Here is a 17,080-nt window from a genome sequence, read left to right on the forward strand (position 1 = left end):
TTATGCTCCTTGATCCATATTTTTGCCCAGCGGGATAGCGCCTTGTTCGGCAAAATTTTCCACCGAGGACGATTTTTCAAAGAAGTGGGGAGCCTGGTTGACCAGGCCGCCAGTCAGGTAATACGGGTCACTGGCCGCGATCGGCAATGAGACAAAGCTGCGGGTGATGGCGGATTTATAGATTGCGGTGATGAGTTCCAGCGAACGCTTGCCTTGCGGCCCATCAACTAACGGGGCGGTGCCAGTGTGTAGCGCGTGCAGGAAGTTATCGATTTGCCCGGTGTGCAGTGTCCAGGCCAGGCGCGGCACCGACTGGTAGCTATCTTCAAGCTGGTTTTCCAGCGGGGTATTACGCTCTTCAAGCGGGAAACCGTTGGCGGCGGCGATGCTGGCGAATTTATCCCATGGTGCGGAAATACGTGCTTTTTCACCCTGAATCACAATCTTCTGATCTTCGCCGTGATGCACCACGGAGGAGGTCAGTTGCGTGAGTGCACCATTGCCATATTTGAAAATTGCCGCACTGAGGTCTTCCACTTCGGCGTTGTCATGGGAGACGTTGGTGGTGACTGCAACCACTTCAGTCGGGAAGCCCAGCATCCACTGAATGGCATCAATATGGTGTACCGCATGGTTGAGCGTGCAACCACCGCCTTCTTTTTCCCATGTGCCGCGCCACCACAGGTCGTAATAGGAGTGGCCACGCCACCAGAATGAATCCACCTGCGCGTGGCAAACTTTGCCGATTTGGTCACTTTCGAGCACTTTTTTCAAACGCCAGAAGGCATCGGTAAAACGGTTTTGGGCAATGATAGACAGCGTTTTACCGCTCGCCACGGCGGCGTTGATCATCGCGTCGCATTCCTGAAGTGAAGCAGCCATCGGTTTTTCACACAGGACGTGTTTTCCCGCATTCAGCGCATCAATAGAAATAGCGGCGTGAACATAAGGCGGGGTACAGATATCGAACACATCAATGGTGGGATCATTAAGAATATCCTGGTGGTTGTTGTAAACTTTTGCGGCTGTTAATCCGTAATGTTTTTTCTTTTCTTCAGCTTTTTCTGGGTAGATATCTACCAGCGCGACAATCTGGCAACGATCAGGAAATTCAAGATAACTTTGGATGTGATTGTGGGAAATATTACCGGTTCCGATAATTGCGATTCTTTGCATTATGCTCTCTCTTATCAAGGGTAGCGTTTGATACAGACAATAAAAGTTACTGTTTATTTTCAACAAGAATCATTTTTTGAGAGCATAGTTATGGTTTTTTTTGCACACAACAGCTATTTATGACAGGAATTGCACGGCGAAAATATTACGGGCAAGCAGAAAGTGAAATGCTCTGGATTATAAAGAGTTGATGGTGAAAATAATGTAATTTCTCTAATGAGGTATCGATCACAAAATGACGGGGAAGCTGAAAATTAAAGAGATAGCTGTGCTGACAGGGCTGTCACCAAGCACTGTGTCACGGGTGCTGGCTGGTAAAAGTAATGTCAGCCCGCAGGCCAAAGAAAAGGTATTTTACCATGCTCGTCATATGGATATTTTACGGGATATTCCCGCCAGCCGTTTACTTATTAACTCATTATTAATATGTGCCCCTGCGGAAGCGTTTACTCCTCATGGTGATCATTATTATTACGAAGTGATTCAGGGGGTTGTTTCCGCTGTCTCACATTATGATACGCATGTTAAAAAGTGTTCTCTTGATATTAATGAAGCTGATACTTCATTATTCATGAGGTCGATTAGTCAGTCGGATGTTGATGGCGTAATAATTATTGGTATTGATGATGAATCACTGTATCGCATAGCCGCGGAAAGCAATAAGCCTATCGTGACGATAAATGCCAGAGATAAGAAAATGCGTCTTGATTGTGTCTCACCAGACCATTATTCCATTGGCTATAGCGCGGCAAACTATTTATTAGAGAAGGGGCATCGTCCCGTTCTGCTATTTACCGATTTGCGCCGTGAAACCATGATCCAGCGTCTTGACGGCTTTAAAAGAGCCTGCCTCGACCATCACCTGGTGTTTGATGAATCCGAGCATTTGCTGGTAACCAAAGGTTATGGTGAAACCGAAGCCCGCGCCAATTTCAAAAAATACCTCCAGTCGCGCACTAAAGCCGAACTCCCTTCAGCTATTTTTTGCGGCAGCGCAGCCATTGCGCGGGCCGTATTGAGTGAGCTAAAAAACCAGCATCTGCAAGTGCCTGAGGATATTTCTCTGATGAGTTGTGCCTATTCCCATGAAATGGATGAAATTAAACAGCTCGGTTTATCCGCGGCCTGCCAGCCTTGCCGTGAATTGGGCAGCGAAGCGGTTTATGTTCTGCAAAGTCGTTTAATGCGTGAAGTCAGCCCGCGCTTTAATTTATTGCTTCAGGGTTCCATTCAGCCGGGGGATTCGGTGGCAGATGTGAACTGGCGGCGTCGGGAACTGTATCAAACTCATTCAATTCCATAATTCTTTTAAGGCATTAATGGGTTTTACTGATAATTCCGCCGTTTTGTCATAAATTTCTTATTATCGGTGTTTTCATGTGGCGAGCCTCCCAAGGCCTCGTTAATCTGAGAACAGTTTCATTGGTTATTGAATAAAGAAAAGAGAGTCAATATGGATGAGTCACAAGTCCGCGTTGCAATCGCGGGTGCGGGTGGTCGCATGGGGCGACAGCTGATTCAGGCAGCATTACAGATGGATGGCGTAAAACTGGGTGCAGCGCTTGAACGCACGGGTTCATCCTTAGTGGGCAGCGACGCGGGTGAATTAGCTGGCGTCGCCAAAACGGGAGTTATCGTCAGCGATAGCCTGGATGCGGTAGTGAATGATTTCGATGTCTTTATCGATTTTACTCGTCCCGAAGGCACGCTTCATCATCTGGCTTTTTGCCGCCAGCACGCTAAAGGCATGGTTATCGGCACCACCGGTTTTGATGATGCGGGCAAGCAGGCGATTACTGATGCTTCAGCAGAAGTGCCGATTGTCTTTGCGGCCAACTTCAGCGTGGGTGTGAACGTGATGCTTAAGCTTCTGGAGAAAGCCGCCAAAGTGATGGGTGATTATACCGACATTGAGATCATCGAAGCGCACCATCGCCATAAAGTGGATGCGCCATCAGGCACCGCATTGGCAATGGGCGAAGCCATTGCTCATGCGATGGACAAAGATTTGAAAGATTGCGCGGTTTACTCCCGTGAAGGGTACACCGGCGAGCGCGTTCCAGGCACTATTGGTTTTGCGACGGTGCGTGCGGGCGACATTATTGGTGAACATACGGCGATGTTTGCGGACATCGGCGAGCGTATTGAGATCAGCCATAAAGCATCAAGTCGCATGACTTTTGCAAACGGTGCAGTCAAATCTGCATTGTGGCTGAGTTCGATGAAAAGTGGACTTTACGATATGCGAGATGTGCTTGATCTCAATAGTTTGTAATCGTTATTACCCATCGTGATGTGGTTATTGCAATCATAACTGTTTGATTGATAGGGCAATGTTTTATTGCCCTTTTTATTTGTTATGTTTTATCCGCATTTTTTTATGTTTTTTAATCGTAACCATCATAAGTTTTACTTTTCCTGCTAATAATCGTTGTTCTATGTCTAATTTTGACCATTTGGTCCACTTTTCATGCCGCCATGCCCAGCTTTCCTGCTCATCCTGGTCCGCAACCGATTACGCACTATAAGTTAGTTGTTGATTTCATCGGTCAATTCCTCTTTTATCCATTAGATTGGTAAAAAACACATAAAAAGTTGCGCTTATGGTAGACTTTTACCCGGCCTCTCACTAGAATGCCGCCGTTTGTCAAAAATCCAAATGACAGGCTGTTTTGCATTGATTCCTGAATTCATTTTGAATTAATATGCAAATAAATTGACTGTTTATTCCCTGGAGGGCGTTTTGATTAAGTCAGCAATATTGGTTCTGGAAGACGGAACCCAATTCCACGGTCGGGCCATTGGGGCATCGGGTTCGGCCATTGGGGAAGTCGTTTTCAACACCTCTTTGACCGGTTATCAAGAAATCCTCACTGATCCTTCCTACTCCCGCCAGATTGTCACTCTTACTTATCCTCATATCGGAAATGTCGGCACCAATGCTGCTGATGAAGAATCCTCCCAGGTACATGCGCAAGGCCTCGTCATCCGTGACCTACCACTGATTGCCAGCAACTATCGCAATACCGAAGACCTTTCTTCTTATCTCAAGCGCCATAACATTGTGGCCATCGCCGATATCGATACCCGTAAGCTGACACGTATTCTGCGTGAGAAAGGTGCACAGAACGGCTGCATTATTGCCGGTGATAACCTTGATGCCGCACTGGCGCTGGAAAAAGCAAAAGCTTTCCCAGGCCTCAACGGTATGGATCTCGCGAAAGAAGTCACCACGAAGGAAGCTTACGCCTGGCAGCAGGGGAGCTGGACACTTGAAGGTGAGTTGCCTGAAGCGGCTAAAGAAGAAGATTTACCGTTCCATGTCGTCGCCTACGATTACGGCGTGAAACGCAACATTCTGCGTATGTTGGTTGACCGCGGTTGCCGCCTGACGGTGGTTCCGGCGCAAACATCAGCTGAAGATGTGTTGAAGATGAATCCAGATGGCATCTTCTTATCTAACGGCCCTGGTGACCCGGCGCCGTGCGACTACGCCATCAGCGCCATTAAATCCTTCCTGGAAACAGACGTGCCGGTATTCGGTATCTGCCTGGGCCACCAGTTGCTGGCTCTGGCGAGCGGCGCGAAAACCGTGAAGATGAAGTTTGGTCACCACGGTGGCAACCACCCGGTTAAAGATTTGGATCGCGATTGCGTGATGATCACTGCTCAGAACCATGGTTTCGCCGTAGAGGAATCAACACTTCCGGCGAACCTGCGCGTGACTCATAAGTCACTGTTCGATGGCACGCTGCAAGGCATTCATCGTACAGATAAAGCAGCATTCAGCTTCCAGGGGCACCCAGAAGCAAGCCCTGGCCCGCACGATGCGGCGCCGCTGTTTGACCACTTTATCGAATTGATTAAGCACTACCGTTCTACCGCCACTCTTAATAGCAAGTAAGTATCAGGAGCTAAGAAAATGCCAAAACGTACAGATATAAAAAGCATCCTGATCCTCGGCGCAGGCCCGATTGTTATCGGCCAGGCGTGTGAGTTCGACTACTCCGGTGCCCAGGCGTGTAAAGCGCTGCGTGAAGAGGGTTACCGCGTCATTCTGGTGAACTCCAACCCGGCAACGATTATGACCGACCCAGAAATGGCCGATGCAACTTACATCGAGCCGATTCACTGGGAAGTGGTTCGCAAAATCATTGAGAAAGAGCGCCCGGACGCGGTTCTGCCAACCATGGGCGGCCAGACTGCACTGAACTGTGCGCTGGAGCTGGAGCGTGAAGGCGTGCTGGCAGAATTCGGTGTCACCATGATTGGTGCAACCGCAGACGCCATTGATAAAGCTGAAGACCGCCGCCGTTTCGACGTGGCGATGAAAAAAATCGGCCTTGATACTGCGCGCTCTGGCATTGCTCACAATATGGAAGAAGCGTTGGCGGTTGCGGCGGACGTCGGTTATCCGTGCATCATCCGCCCTTCATTCACCATGGGCGGCACCGGCGGCGGTATTGCATACAACCGTGAAGAATTCGAAGAAATTTGCGAGCGTGGCCTGGATCTTTCGCCAACCAAAGAGCTGCTGATTGATGAATCGCTGATTGGCTGGAAAGAGTACGAGATGGAAGTTGTGCGTGATAAAAACGACAACTGCATTATCGTCTGCTCTATCGAAAACCTTGACCCGATGGGTATTCACACCGGTGACTCCATCACCGTTGCACCAGCGCAAACGCTGACCGACAAAGAGTACCAAATCATGCGTAACGCCTCGATGGCGGTGCTGCGTGAAATCGGCGTGGAAACTGGCGGTTCTAACGTGCAGTTCTCGGTTAACCCGAAAACTGGCCGTCTGATTGTTATCGAGATGAACCCGCGTGTGTCGCGCTCTTCTGCGCTGGCTTCTAAAGCAACCGGCTTCCCGATTGCCAAAGTCGCGGCAAAACTGGCGGTGGGTTACACCCTCGATGAGCTGATGAACGATATCACCGGTGGTAAAACGCCAGCCTCGTTCGAACCGTCTATCGACTACGTTGTGACTAAAATTCCTCGCTTTAACTTCGAGAAATTCGTCGGCGCTAACGACCGCCTGACCACGCAGATGAAATCTGTTGGTGAAGTGATGGCGATTGGCCGCACCCAACAGGAATCACTGCAAAAAGCTCTGCGCGGTCTGGAAGTGGGCGCGACCGGTTTTGACCCGAAAGTGAATCTGGATGACCCGGAAGCGCTGACCAAAATCCGCCGCGAGCTGAAAGACGCTGGCGCTGAGCGTATCTGGTACGTTGCTGATGCCTTCCGTGCGGGCCTCTCCGTTGATGGCGTGTTCAACCTGACCAACATTGACCGCTGGTTCCTGGTACAGATTGAAGAGCTGGTTCGCCTGGAAGAAAAAGTAGAAGAGATCGGCATTACCGGTCTGACTCATGACTTCCTGCGCTTCCTGAAACGCAAAGGCTTTGCCGATGCGCGCCTGGCGAAACTGGCTGGCGTTCGCGAATCAGAAATCCGCAAACTGCGTGAGCAATACAACTTACACCCGGTTTATAAGCGTGTTGATACCTGTGCGGCAGAGTTCTCTACCGACACGGCGTACATGTACTCTACTTATGAAGACGAGTGTGAAGCTAACCCGAACAACGACCGTGACAAAATCATGGTGTTGGGTGGCGGCCCGAACCGTATCGGCCAGGGTATCGAGTTTGACTACTGCTGCGTCCACGCATCCCTTGCGCTGCGTGAAGATGGTTACGAAACCATCATGGTTAACTGCAACCCAGAAACCGTTTCAACCGACTACGACACGTCCGACCGCCTGTACTTCGAACCAGTAACTCTGGAAGACGTGCTGGAAATCGTGCGCGTTGAGAAACCAAAAGGCGTCATCGTGCAGTACGGTGGCCAGACTCCGCTGAAACTGGCTCGTGAACTGGAAGCCGCTGGCGTACCGATTATCGGCACCAGCCCGGATGCCATCGACCGTGCAGAAGACCGTGAGCGTTTCCAGCACGCTGTTGACCGCCTGAAGCTGAAACAGCCTGCCAACGCCACCGTCACCGCCATCGAAATGGCGGTCGAGAAAGCGGCCCATATTGGTTACCCGCTGGTTGTGCGTCCATCCTACGTTCTGGGTGGCCGCGCGATGGAAATCGTCTATGACGAAGTGGATTTACGTCGTTACTTCCAGACTGCGGTTAGCGTTTCAAACGACGCGCCAGTGCTGCTCGACCGCTTCCTTGACGATGCGGTAGAAGTGGATGTTGATGCCATCTGCGACGGTGAAACCGTACTGATTGGCGGTATTATGGAGCACATCGAACAAGCTGGTGTTCACTCCGGTGACTCCGCATGTTCTCTGCCAGCTTACACGCTGAGCCAGGAAATCCAGGACGTGATGCGCCAACAGGTGCAGAAACTGGCTTTCGAGCTGCAAGTTCGCGGTTTGATGAACGTGCAGTTTGCGGTGAAAGACAACGAAGTCTACCTGATTGAAGTGAACCCGCGTGCTGCGCGTACCGTACCGTTTGTCTCTAAAGCGACCGGCATGGCACTGGCGAAAGTGGCGGCGCGTGTGATGGTTGGGCAAACTCTGGTGCAACAGGGCATGACCAAAGAAATCATCCCGCCTTACTACTCGGTGAAAGAAGTGGTACTGCCGTTCAACAAATTCCCGGGCGTTGACCCACTGTTAGGGCCAGAAATGCGCTCCACCGGTGAAGTGATGGGCGTGGGTCGTACCTTCGCAGAAGCGTTCGCCAAAGCGATGCTGGGCAGCCAGTCTACGATGCGTAAACCAGGCCGCGCGCTACTTTCTGTTCGCGAAGGCGACAAAAAGCGTGTGGTTGACCTGGCAGCAAAACTGCTGAAACAGGGCTTTGAACTGGATGCAACTCATGGCACCGCTGTGGTGTTAGGCGAAGCTGGCATTAACCCGCGTCTGGTGAACAAGGTGCATGAAGGCCGTCCGCACATTCAGGACCGTATCAAGAATGGCGAATACACCTACATCATCAACACCACCGCAGGCCGCCAGGCGATTGAGGATTCCAAACTCATCCGCCGCAGCGCACTGCAATATAAAGTGCATTACGACACCACGCTGAACGGCGGCTTTGCTACGGCGATGGCGTTGAACTCTGACGCGACAGAGAAAGTGATTTCAGTTCAGGAAATGCACGCGCAGATTAAAGGCTAATTTCTTTAACTGATATAAAAAATAAACGGCTCCTCATTGCAGGGGCCGTTTGTCGTTTAAGAGTGTTCTGGTTCTGAAAGCGAAGCGCATGCCGCTGACTATAATTACCCTGCTAATGAAAATTGAACGCAGGGAGAAAATAATGCTCAATAAATCAATCATCACTCCAATTCTTGCCGCTATTGCGCTGATGTCTGTTGCGGGTTGTTCTTCCAACCAATCGGTGAAAACTGCTGACGGGAAAACTATTGTCACCGATGGCAAGCCGCAAGTGGATGATGATACCGGACTGGTGTCATACAAAAATGCGGAAACCGGAAAAACAGAACAGATTAACCGTGACCAGGTTAAATCAATGGGCGAACTGGATAACTAATTCAGACTTATCCACTTAACCCGTCAAGAATATTGACTATTAGCCTGTTGAATTACTGACTACACTCTTTCGTTAAAAGAGAGCAGTAAAACAACAGGCTTATTCATGATCTTAATTATTTATGCACATCCGTACCCGCATCACTCCCACGCCAACCGAAAAATGCTCGAACAGGCTTCACTACTACCTGATGTGGAAGTGCGCTCTCTTTATGAGTTATACCCAGATTTCAACATCGATATTGCCGCTGAACAAGAAGCGCTAAGCCGCGCTGATTTGGTTATCTGGCAACATCCGATGCAGTGGTATAGCACGCCGCCTTTGATGAAATTGTGGATTGATAAAGTGCTGGCTCATGGCTGGGCGTATGGCCACGGCGGCAAGGCGCTGCGCGGTAAACCCGTGATGTGGGCTGTTACCACTGGTGGTGGCGATAACCATTTCGAACTCGGCGACCATCCGGGTTTTGCTGTTCTCGGCCAACCATTGCAAGCTACGGCGCTGTACTGCGGCATGAACTGGCTGCCGCATTTCACTATCCATTTCACGTTTGTCTGTGACGAAAATACCCTCGAGGTACAAGCCGAAATGTACAAGCAACGTTTGCTCGACTGGCAGGAGGCAAATCATGGATAGCCACAGCATGATCCAGGCGCTGATTTACCTCGGTTCAGCGGCGATCATAGTACCGATTGCGGTGCGTCTTGGCCTGGGGTCAGTGTTGGGCTACCTAATCGCAGGCTGCATTATCGGGCCGTGGGGATTGCGACTGGTGACGGACGCCGAAACTATTCTTCACTTTGCGGAGATCGGCGTGGTCTTGATGCTATTCGTCATCGGACTGGAACTGGACCCACAACGTTTGTGGACGCTGCGTGCGTCAGTATTTGGCGGCGGTGCGCTGCAGATGGTAGCGTGTGGATTGCTGCTCGGCTTGTTCTGTATGTTCTTAGGATTGCGCTGGCAAGTGGCGGTGTTAATCGGCCTGACTCTGGCACTTTCTTCTACCGCAATCGCCATGCAGGCGATGAACGAGCGAAACCTGACCGTTTCACAAATGGGGCGCAGTGCCTTTGCGGTGCTGTTATTCCAGGACATTGCAGCAATTCCGCTGGTGGCGATGATTCCCTTATTAGCCAGCAGTAGCGCAACCACGACCTTTGCCGCCTTTTCTATTTCGGCTCTGAAAGTGGTTGGCGCTTTGACCATTGTTGTTTTGCTTGGGCGTTACGTCACACGCCCGGTTCTGCGGTTTGTGGCGCGTTCAGGCCTGCGCGAAGTGTTCAGTGCCATGGCGTTGTTTATGGTGTTCGGCTTTGGCCTGTTGCTCGAAGAAGCCGGGCTTTCAATGGCGATGGGGGCATTTCTGGCGGGCGTGTTACTGGCAAGCTCTGAATATCGTCATGCGCTGGAAAGTGATATTGAACCGTTTAAAGGCTTGTTGCTCGGGCTGTTCTTTATTGGCGTGGGCATGTCGATAGACTTCGGCACTTTGCTGGAGAGCCCTTTGCGGATTATCGTTCTGTTACTCGGTTTCCTGGCGATAAAAATCATCACGCTATGGATCGTAGCAAAACCGCTTAACGTGCCGCGTAAACAACGGCGCTGGTTTGCCGTCCTGTTAGGGCAGGGCAGTGAATTCGCATTCGTCATTTTTGGTACTGCGAGAATGGCTGAGGTACTGGACGACAGTTGGGAAAAATCGCTTACGCTTGCTGTCGCGCTATCGATGGCGGCCACGCCATTGTTGCTGGTGCTGCTCAACCGCCTGGAAAAATCAGGCCCAGAGCAGGCGCAAGAAGCGGATGAAATCGATGAGGAACAGCCGCGTGTGATCATCGCAGGTTTTGGTCGTTTTGGGCAAATCGCCGGGCGTTTGTTACTGACCAGCGGCGTGAAAATGGTGGTTCTCGATCACGACCCAGATCATATCGAAACGCTGAGAAAGTTTGGCACTAAAGTGTTTTATGGCGATGCGACGCGCGTGGATTTGCTGGAGTCTGCGGGTGCTGCAAAAGCGGAAGTGCTGATCAATGCCATCGACGATCCGGATGCAAATATGCAGTTAGCAGAACTTGTACAAGAGCATTTCCCACATCTGAAAGTGATTGCGCGCGCACGTGACCTCGACCATTTCATTCGCCTGCGACAGTTGGGGGTTGACCAACCTGAGCGTGAGACTTTTGAAGGTGCGTTGAAAGTGGGGCGTAGGGCGCTCGAAGGGCTGGGTGTAGGGAGTTATGAGGCACGTGAACGAGCCGACCATTTCCGTCGCTTCAATGCGCAGATGGTGGAAGAAATGGTGCCTGCACCTGACTGGTCAGCACGCGCCGATGTTCTCAAACGCACCAGCGCCATGTTGGCCGATGTGATTAACGAAGACCGTGCGCATCTCAATGTGATTCAGCGCCATGGTTGGCAGGGTACTGAGGAGGGGATTCATTCGGGGAAACTGGCTGATGAACCGCCTGTTAAGCCCGAGTAGCTAAAGGCTGTGTCGGATGACGCTAACGCTTATCCGACCTACGCAAACCGTTTTAGGGTGGATTAGCGTTAGCGACATCCACCGATTTTTTGCGGTAAGAAATCAGCTCAAGGCGACTTTTATTCCCAGAGCTATCAACATCCCGCCCAGCAATTTATCAACAATTTTCTGCGCTTTGGCAAGTCCACGACGCACCGGTTCGCTTTGAATCAGCACCACTAATAACGGCCACCAGACGACGGACAGCATCAGGATGACGCCTGCGTACCACAGTTTTTCCATAGTATCTGAGTTCACGCTCAAAACCTGGGTGAAAACGGAAAGGAAAAAGAGTGTCGCTTTCGGGTTTAGCAGATTGCACAAATAGCCTTGTAAAAAGGCTTTCTTGAGTGTGGTTTGCTGGCGTTCAACCTGGCTGACATCCATTTTACTGCCGCCGCGTGCTAACAGTGCCTGTACGCCAATCCAAATTAGATATGCAGCACCGGCATATTTCAGCAAGCCGAACAACCACGGAGTGGTGGTAATCACTACCGCTAACCCGGCAACACAATAAGTCATGTGCGTTGCCACTCCGCTGATAACTCCCAGCGAGGTCATCATTGCTGCCGAGCGTGAATAGCGAGCGGCGTTCTTAATAACCAGGAAGAAATCAGGCCCAGGGGAGAGCATCCCCAAAGTGGCAATAGTGGCGACAAAAAGCGTGGTTTCCAGCATGGCAATGTCCGGTAAAGATACGATCAATAATCGTGAACTATACCGCAGCTAGAGCATAGACTTATAGTATGTGGCAGGCCACAGTTAAGAATTTTTTACGTTACTTTGGGCGCTTTTACGCTAACTCATTGTTCCTGTTATATCAGGAAGCATTACGTGACAGGTTTACAGTCGCAGAACGAAAAAATTCTTACGCAGAAGCTTGTGGATAGTCGACGAAAGATTGCGCTTTCCGTATAGTGGCGGCAATTTTTTTCACCACCCGTGGGTTAATAGAATGATCAGTCTGATTGCTGCATTAGCGGTAGATCGTGTAATTGGCATGGAAAACGCCATGCCCTGGGACATCCCTGCCGATCTGGCATGGTTTAAACGTAATACACTGAATAAACCTGTCGTTATGGGGCGTTTGACCTGGGAATCTATCGGTCGTCCGCTTCCAGGACGCAAGAATATCGTCATTAGCAGCAAGCCAGGCACCGATGACCGCGTTGAGTGGGTTTCGTCCGTAGAGGACGCTATTAAAGCCTGTGGCGATGCGGAAGAAATTATGGTGATTGGCGGTGGGCGTGTTTACGAACAATTCCTGCCAAAAGCACAGCGTCTGTATCTGACGCACATTGACGCAGAAGTGGAAGGTGACACGCATTTCCCGGATTACGACCCGGACGAGTGGCAGTCAACGTTCAGCGAATTCCATGATGCGGACGAGAATAACTCGCACGGCTACTGTTTCGAGGTTCTGGAACGTCGATAAGACGGGCTGGAAAAGAAAAAACCCGGTTAATGACCGGGTTTTTTCTTATGAAGCGATAGCCGTTTCACCATCGCCCACATCTTTCTGGCGATTGGAGGGCTGAACGAAATAGGTTTTGTCTTCCCAGCGTAAGCAAGTTAGATCGCCACCCCAGCAGCAGCCGGTATCAAGCCCGTATATGCCCTCTGGCGTGCCTTTGCCTTCCAGCGATGCCCAGTGCCCGAAGATAACGGAATATTCAGCAGTCACAGGCCCAGGGATAGCAAACCACGGCTTCAGCGGAGCGGGCGCGCTTTCAGGCGTGTCTTTGCAGTACATATCCAGTTGCCCGTTCGGGAAGCAATAACGCATACGGGTCAGTGAATTGGTAATAAACCGCAGGCGCGCTAATCCTGAAAGTTCTGGTGACCAGTTGTTAGGCATATCGCCATACATCGCATCGAGGAATAACGGATAGCTGTCACTCGATAACACGGCTTCGACATCACGTGCACAGGCCATTGCGGTGTTCAAATCCCACTGCGGAGTGACCCCAGCATGAGCCATTACCAGTTTTTTCTCTTCATCAACCTGAAGCAGCGGCTGGCGGCGTAGCCAGTTAAGCAATTCGTCAGCATCAGGTGCTTCCAGCAGCTGGGACACGCGATCTTTGGGCTTATTGCGGCTGATGCCTGCATAAACGGCCAGCAGATGTAGGTCATGGTTACCGAGAACCAGACGCACGCTGTTACCCAGTCCACGCACAAAACGCAGGACTTCAAGTGAACCCGGCCCACGCGCGACAAGATCGCCCGTAAGCCATAAAGTATCTTCACCAGGCTTAAAATCAACCTGTTGCAGTAGAGCGACCAGTTCATCGTAACAGCCGTGAACATCGCCAATCAGGTATGTAGACATTGGATTAGTGAATGAAGGCTGGAATAGCCAAACGGAATACGGGAATAGCGACGCGGAAGGCATCGCCCTGAGAGTCGACCATTTCGTAATGGCCTTGCATGGTGCCAAGCGGTGTTTCAAGTACCGCACCGCTTGTATAGCTGTATTCGTTACCCGGTTCAATATGCGGCTGGACGCCAATCACACCCTCGCCCTGAACTTCAGTTTCATGACCGTTACCATTGGTGATAAGCCAGTAACGGCCAAGTAATTGCACCGGTGTTCGCCCCAGGTTACGGATGGTTACGGTATAAGCAAAGACGAAACGTTCGTGCTCCACAGAGGACTGTGATTCGATATAGACGCTTTGTACCTGAATGCATACGCGGGGCGAATTTAACATCGTTAACTCTCCTTCGGCTGCTGCTGTGGGTGCTCAGCCAAATAGTTTGCCAGTTGGCAATACTGAGCAACTGAGATGTTCTCAGCGCGCAGAGTTGCGTCGATTCCCAGCTCCGCCATCACCTCTGGGCTAAACAGATGGCCAAGGCTGTTACGAATCGTTTTGCGACGCTTATTAAAGGCTTCAGTAGTGATGCGGCTTAATACGCGCAGCTCTTTTACTGGGTTCGGTATTGTTGCATGTGGTACCAGGCGCACGACGGCAGAATCCACTTTTGGTGCCGGTGTGAAGGCGGTTGGTGGCACTTCAAGCACTGGAATCACATTGCAATAATACTGCGCCATCACTGATAAACGACCATACGCTTTACAGTTAGGGCCAGCAACTAAACGGTTTACCACCTCTTTTTGCAGCATGAAGTGCATGTCAGCAATGGCATCAGTATAGCTAAAGAGATGGAACATCAATGGCGTGGAGATGTTATACGGCAGGTTGCCAAATACGCGCAACGGCTTACCGATTTTTTGCGACAGCTCTCCAAAATCCATGGTCATGGCATCTTGCTGATAAATTGTCAGCTTTGGTGCCAGGAAAGGATGCGTTTGCAGGCGAGCCGCAAGATCGCGGTCCAGCTCGATGACGGTCATTTCATCCAGGCGTTCACCCACAGGCTCGGTTAATGCGCCGAGGCCGGGGCCGATCTCAACCATTGCCTGGCCTTTGAGTGGATTTATAGCAGAGACAATACTGTCGATAACGAACTGGTCATTAAGGAAGTTTTGTCCAAAACGTTTACGGGCTAAATGGCCCTGGTGGACACGAGTATTCATTGAGTATTAACAATCATTTTGATGGCGAGATTAAGCGCCGTAATAAAACTGCCGACCTCGGCTTTCCCCTGACCCGCTAGTTCTAGCGCGGTTCCATGGTCAACCGAAGTGCGGATAAAAGGTAAGCCTAGCGTGATATTGACTGCGCGGCCAAAGCCCTGGTACTTAAGGACTGGCAAGCCTTGATCGTGGTACATCGCCAGAACTGCATCGGCATTATCGAGATACTTAGGCTGAAACAGGGTATCTGCCGGTAGTGGGCCAGAAAGATTCATCCCTTGAGCGCGCATTTCATTCAGTACTGGAATGATGGTGTCAATTTCTTCGGTACCCATGTGACCACCTTCCCCGGCATGGGGGTTGAGGCCACAAACCAGCACGTGCGGCTGTACGATACCAAACTTGGTTTGCAGGTCATGATACAGGATGGTGATTATCTGGCGTAATAAATCTGGCGTTATTGCATCACTAATGGCTTTTAGCGGCAGATGTGTTGTCGCCAGAGCCACACGTAGCTCTTCGGTCGCCAGCATCATCACCACTTTTTCACTGTGCGATCGCTCTTCGAAAAATTCGGTATGCCCGATAAACGGAATGCCAGCATCGTTGATGATGCCTTTGTGCACCGGCCCGGTAATCAGTGCCGCAAATTCGCCGTTAATGCAGCCGTCACAGGCACGAGCCAACATCTCTACCACGTACTCACTGTTTCTCACATCCAACTGCCCAGGGATGACTGGAGCGCGTAATTCGATGGGGAGCACGGTCAGGGTTCCGGCAACATGCGGAGTCGCAGGTGTGCCTGGTTGGTAAGTTTTGAGTTGTAGAGGAAGGCCGAGGAGGGCTGCACGTTCCTGAAGGAGTTCAGGTGCGGCAACCGCAACCAGCTCAACAGGCCAGTCACGGTTTGCCAGTGCGATAATCAGGTCAGGACCAATCCCGGCGGGTTCGCCGGGAGTGATGACCACACGATGGATGTTAGCCATTGTCGCCTATAATTTTTACGTAAGCAGAAGCCCGTTGTTCCTGCATCCAGGTTTGTGCTTCTTCAGAGAACTTACGGTTGAACAACATACGATATGCACGATCTTTCTGTGCTGCATCAGTCTTATCAACGTTGCGTGTATCCATAAGCTGAATCAAATGCCAACCAAATGATGAGTGAACAGGTTCGCTCGTTTGGCCTTTGTTCAGTTTCATCAAGGCATCACGGAACGCCGGATCATAAATGTCTGCTGAAGCCCAACCTAAATCCCCACCCTGGTTAGCAGAGCCTGGATCGTCGGAGAACTCTTTTGCCGCTTTTTCGAAAGTGGTTTTGCCACTCTTAATATCAGCTGCAATCTGGTTCAGCTTAGCTCGCGCCTGGTCATCATTCATGATTGGCGACGACTTCAGCAAAATATGTCGGGCGTGAACTTCGGTAACAGAAATGCTCTTGCTTTGACCACGCAGGTCGTTCACTTTCAGAATGTGGAAACCTACACCTGAACGAATCGGGCCGATGATATCGCCTTTTTTCGCAGTGCTTAACGCCTGTGCGAAAATAGATGGCAGCTCCTGGATTCGTCCCCAACCCATTTGACCGCCTTTCAGGGCTTGCTGGTCAGCAGAGTAGGTGATAGCCAGTTTGCCGAAATCACCACCGCTTTGCGCTTGTGAAACGATGTCACGCGCTTGTTTTTCCGCATCATCTACTTGAGTAGAGGTTGGGTTTTCCGGTAATGGAATCAGGATGTGGCTGAGGTTCAGCTCAGTGCTGCTGTCGTTCTGGCTACCCACTTGCTGTGCAAGAGCATCGACTTCTTGCGGCAGGATGGATACACGACGACGGACTTCGTTATTACGCACCTCCGAAATCGTCATCTCTTTACGGATTTGAGCACGGTAAGTGTTGTAATTAATGCCGTCATAGGCCAGACGGCTACGCATCTGATCCATGCTCATCTTGTTTTGAGCTGCGATATCAGCGATCGCCTTATCAAGCTGTTCATCTGTCACTTTGACGCCCATTTTCTGGCCCATTTGTAACAGAATTTGGTCCATGATCAGACGTTCAATAATTTGATGACGCAGCGTGTTGTCGTCAGGAAGTTGCTGCCCGGCTTGTTGGGCACCTGTCTTCACTGACTGCATCATTCCGTTAACGTCACTTTCCAGCACAACACCGTTGTTCACTACGGCTGCAACTTTGTCGACCACTTGCGGGGCCGCGAAAGAGGTATTCGCCACCAGGACGACACCGAGAAGCAGCGTTCTCAAATTCTTCATACTTTTTCCATTTACTTAGCCGCAAAGCGGATTACGTTTTAC

At 50.7% G+C, this 17,080-nt stretch carries 15 protein-coding genes; 8 read left to right on the forward strand and 7 right to left on the reverse strand.

Annotated features, from left to right (window positions below; translation table 11 throughout):
- Complete coding sequence (locus D8682_RS19095) at positions 1 to 1,176, reverse strand: Gfo/Idh/MocA family protein (RefSeq protein ID WP_064543455.1); 1,176 nt, start codon at positions 1,174 to 1,176, stop codon at positions 1 to 3.
- Between the two features lie 235 nt (positions 1,177 to 1,411).
- Here D8682_RS19095 and D8682_RS19100 point away from each other — a divergent pair, with 235 nt between their 5' ends.
- The 7 genes from D8682_RS19100 to kefC all read left to right on the forward strand — a co-directional run bounded on the left by D8682_RS19100 (position 1,412) and on the right by kefC (position 11,184).
- A complete protein-coding gene (locus D8682_RS19100) occupies positions 1,412 to 2,479 on the forward strand; it encodes a LacI family DNA-binding transcriptional regulator (protein WP_064543457.1) in 1,068 nt (355 codons plus the stop codon).
- A gap of 150 nt (positions 2,480 to 2,629) precedes the next feature.
- Complete coding sequence (dapB, locus tag D8682_RS19105; protein ID WP_121814891.1) at positions 2,630 to 3,451, forward strand: 4-hydroxy-tetrahydrodipicolinate reductase; 822 nt, start codon at positions 2,630 to 2,632, stop codon at positions 3,449 to 3,451.
- Positions 3,452 to 3,919: 468 nt separating this feature from the next.
- The gene (gene carA / locus D8682_RS19110; protein WP_064543461.1) at positions 3,920 to 5,080 is read left to right on the forward strand and encodes a glutamine-hydrolyzing carbamoyl-phosphate synthase small subunit; all 1,161 of its coding nucleotides are present in this window, start codon (positions 3,920 to 3,922) and stop codon (positions 5,078 to 5,080) included.
- Between the two features lie 18 nt (positions 5,081 to 5,098).
- The gene (gene carB, locus D8682_RS19115; protein ID WP_064543464.1) at positions 5,099 to 8,323 is read left to right on the forward strand and encodes a carbamoyl-phosphate synthase large subunit; all 3,225 of its coding nucleotides are present in this window, start codon (positions 5,099 to 5,101) and stop codon (positions 8,321 to 8,323) included.
- 142 nt (positions 8,324 to 8,465) lie between these two features.
- Positions 8,466 to 8,699: a YgdI/YgdR family lipoprotein gene (locus tag D8682_RS19120; RefSeq protein ID WP_064543466.1), complete on the forward strand. Its 234-nt coding sequence runs from the start codon at positions 8,466 to 8,468 to the stop codon at positions 8,697 to 8,699.
- Between the two features lie 105 nt (positions 8,700 to 8,804).
- Complete coding sequence (gene kefF / locus D8682_RS19125; RefSeq protein WP_121814892.1) at positions 8,805 to 9,335, forward strand: glutathione-regulated potassium-efflux system oxidoreductase KefF; 531 nt, start codon at positions 8,805 to 8,807, stop codon at positions 9,333 to 9,335.
- Positions 9,328 to 11,184 carry a glutathione-regulated potassium-efflux system protein KefC gene (gene kefC, locus D8682_RS19130; RefSeq protein ID WP_121814893.1) on the forward strand — a complete coding sequence of 619 codons (1,857 nt, stop codon included), beginning with the start codon at positions 9,328 to 9,330 and terminating at the stop codon, positions 11,182 to 11,184. The genes kefF and kefC overlap by 8 nt, the downstream gene beginning before the upstream one ends.
- 102 nt (positions 11,185 to 11,286) lie before the next feature.
- On the opposite strand, the gene D8682_RS19135 is transcribed toward kefC, so the two are convergent.
- Entirely contained in the window at positions 11,287 to 11,901 is a 615-nt protein-coding gene (locus D8682_RS19135) for a LysE family transporter (protein ID WP_121814894.1), read from the reverse strand.
- Between the two features lie 277 nt (positions 11,902 to 12,178).
- Between D8682_RS19135 and folA the strand changes: the two genes are divergently transcribed.
- Positions 12,179 to 12,658, forward strand: a complete 480-nt coding sequence (gene folA, locus D8682_RS19140) for a type 3 dihydrofolate reductase (protein ID WP_064543474.1) — start codon at positions 12,179 to 12,181, stop codon at positions 12,656 to 12,658.
- A gap of 45 nt (positions 12,659 to 12,703) precedes the next feature.
- Here folA and apaH read toward each other — a convergent pair whose 3' ends face one another.
- Genes apaH through surA form a run of 5 tightly spaced genes read right to left on the reverse strand, consistent with a single transcriptional unit; the run spans position 12,704 to position 17,038 of the window.
- On the reverse strand, positions 12,704 to 13,555 hold the full coding sequence (gene apaH / locus D8682_RS19145; RefSeq protein WP_064543476.1) for a bis(5'-nucleosyl)-tetraphosphatase (symmetrical) ApaH: 852 nt from the start codon (positions 13,553 to 13,555) through the stop codon (positions 12,704 to 12,706).
- A 4-nt stretch (positions 13,556 to 13,559) separates the two neighbouring features.
- Positions 13,560 to 13,937, reverse strand: a complete 378-nt coding sequence (gene apaG, locus D8682_RS19150) for a Co2+/Mg2+ efflux protein ApaG (RefSeq protein WP_064543478.1) — start codon at positions 13,935 to 13,937, stop codon at positions 13,560 to 13,562.
- Between the two features lie 2 nt (positions 13,938 to 13,939).
- Complete coding sequence (gene rsmA / locus D8682_RS19155) at positions 13,940 to 14,767, reverse strand: 16S rRNA (adenine(1518)-N(6)/adenine(1519)-N(6))-dimethyltransferase RsmA (RefSeq protein ID WP_121814895.1); 828 nt, start codon at positions 14,765 to 14,767, stop codon at positions 13,940 to 13,942.
- Positions 14,764 to 15,753, reverse strand: coding sequence for a 4-hydroxythreonine-4-phosphate dehydrogenase PdxA (gene pdxA, locus D8682_RS19160; RefSeq protein ID WP_121814896.1), 990 nt, complete (start codon positions 15,751 to 15,753; stop codon positions 14,764 to 14,766). The genes rsmA and pdxA overlap by 4 nt, the downstream gene beginning before the upstream one ends.
- The gene (gene surA / locus D8682_RS19165; protein ID WP_064543483.1) at positions 15,746 to 17,038 is read right to left on the reverse strand and encodes a peptidylprolyl isomerase SurA; all 1,293 of its coding nucleotides are present in this window, start codon (positions 17,036 to 17,038) and stop codon (positions 15,746 to 15,748) included. The genes pdxA and surA overlap by 8 nt, the downstream gene beginning before the upstream one ends.
- Positions 17,039 to 17,080 lie beyond the last annotated feature (42 nt).

Origin of the sequence: Buttiauxella sp. 3AFRM03 (assembly GCF_003675305.1) — a bacterium.
GTDB classification, from domain to species: domain Bacteria; phylum Pseudomonadota; class Gammaproteobacteria; order Enterobacterales; family Enterobacteriaceae; genus Buttiauxella; species Buttiauxella ferragutiae.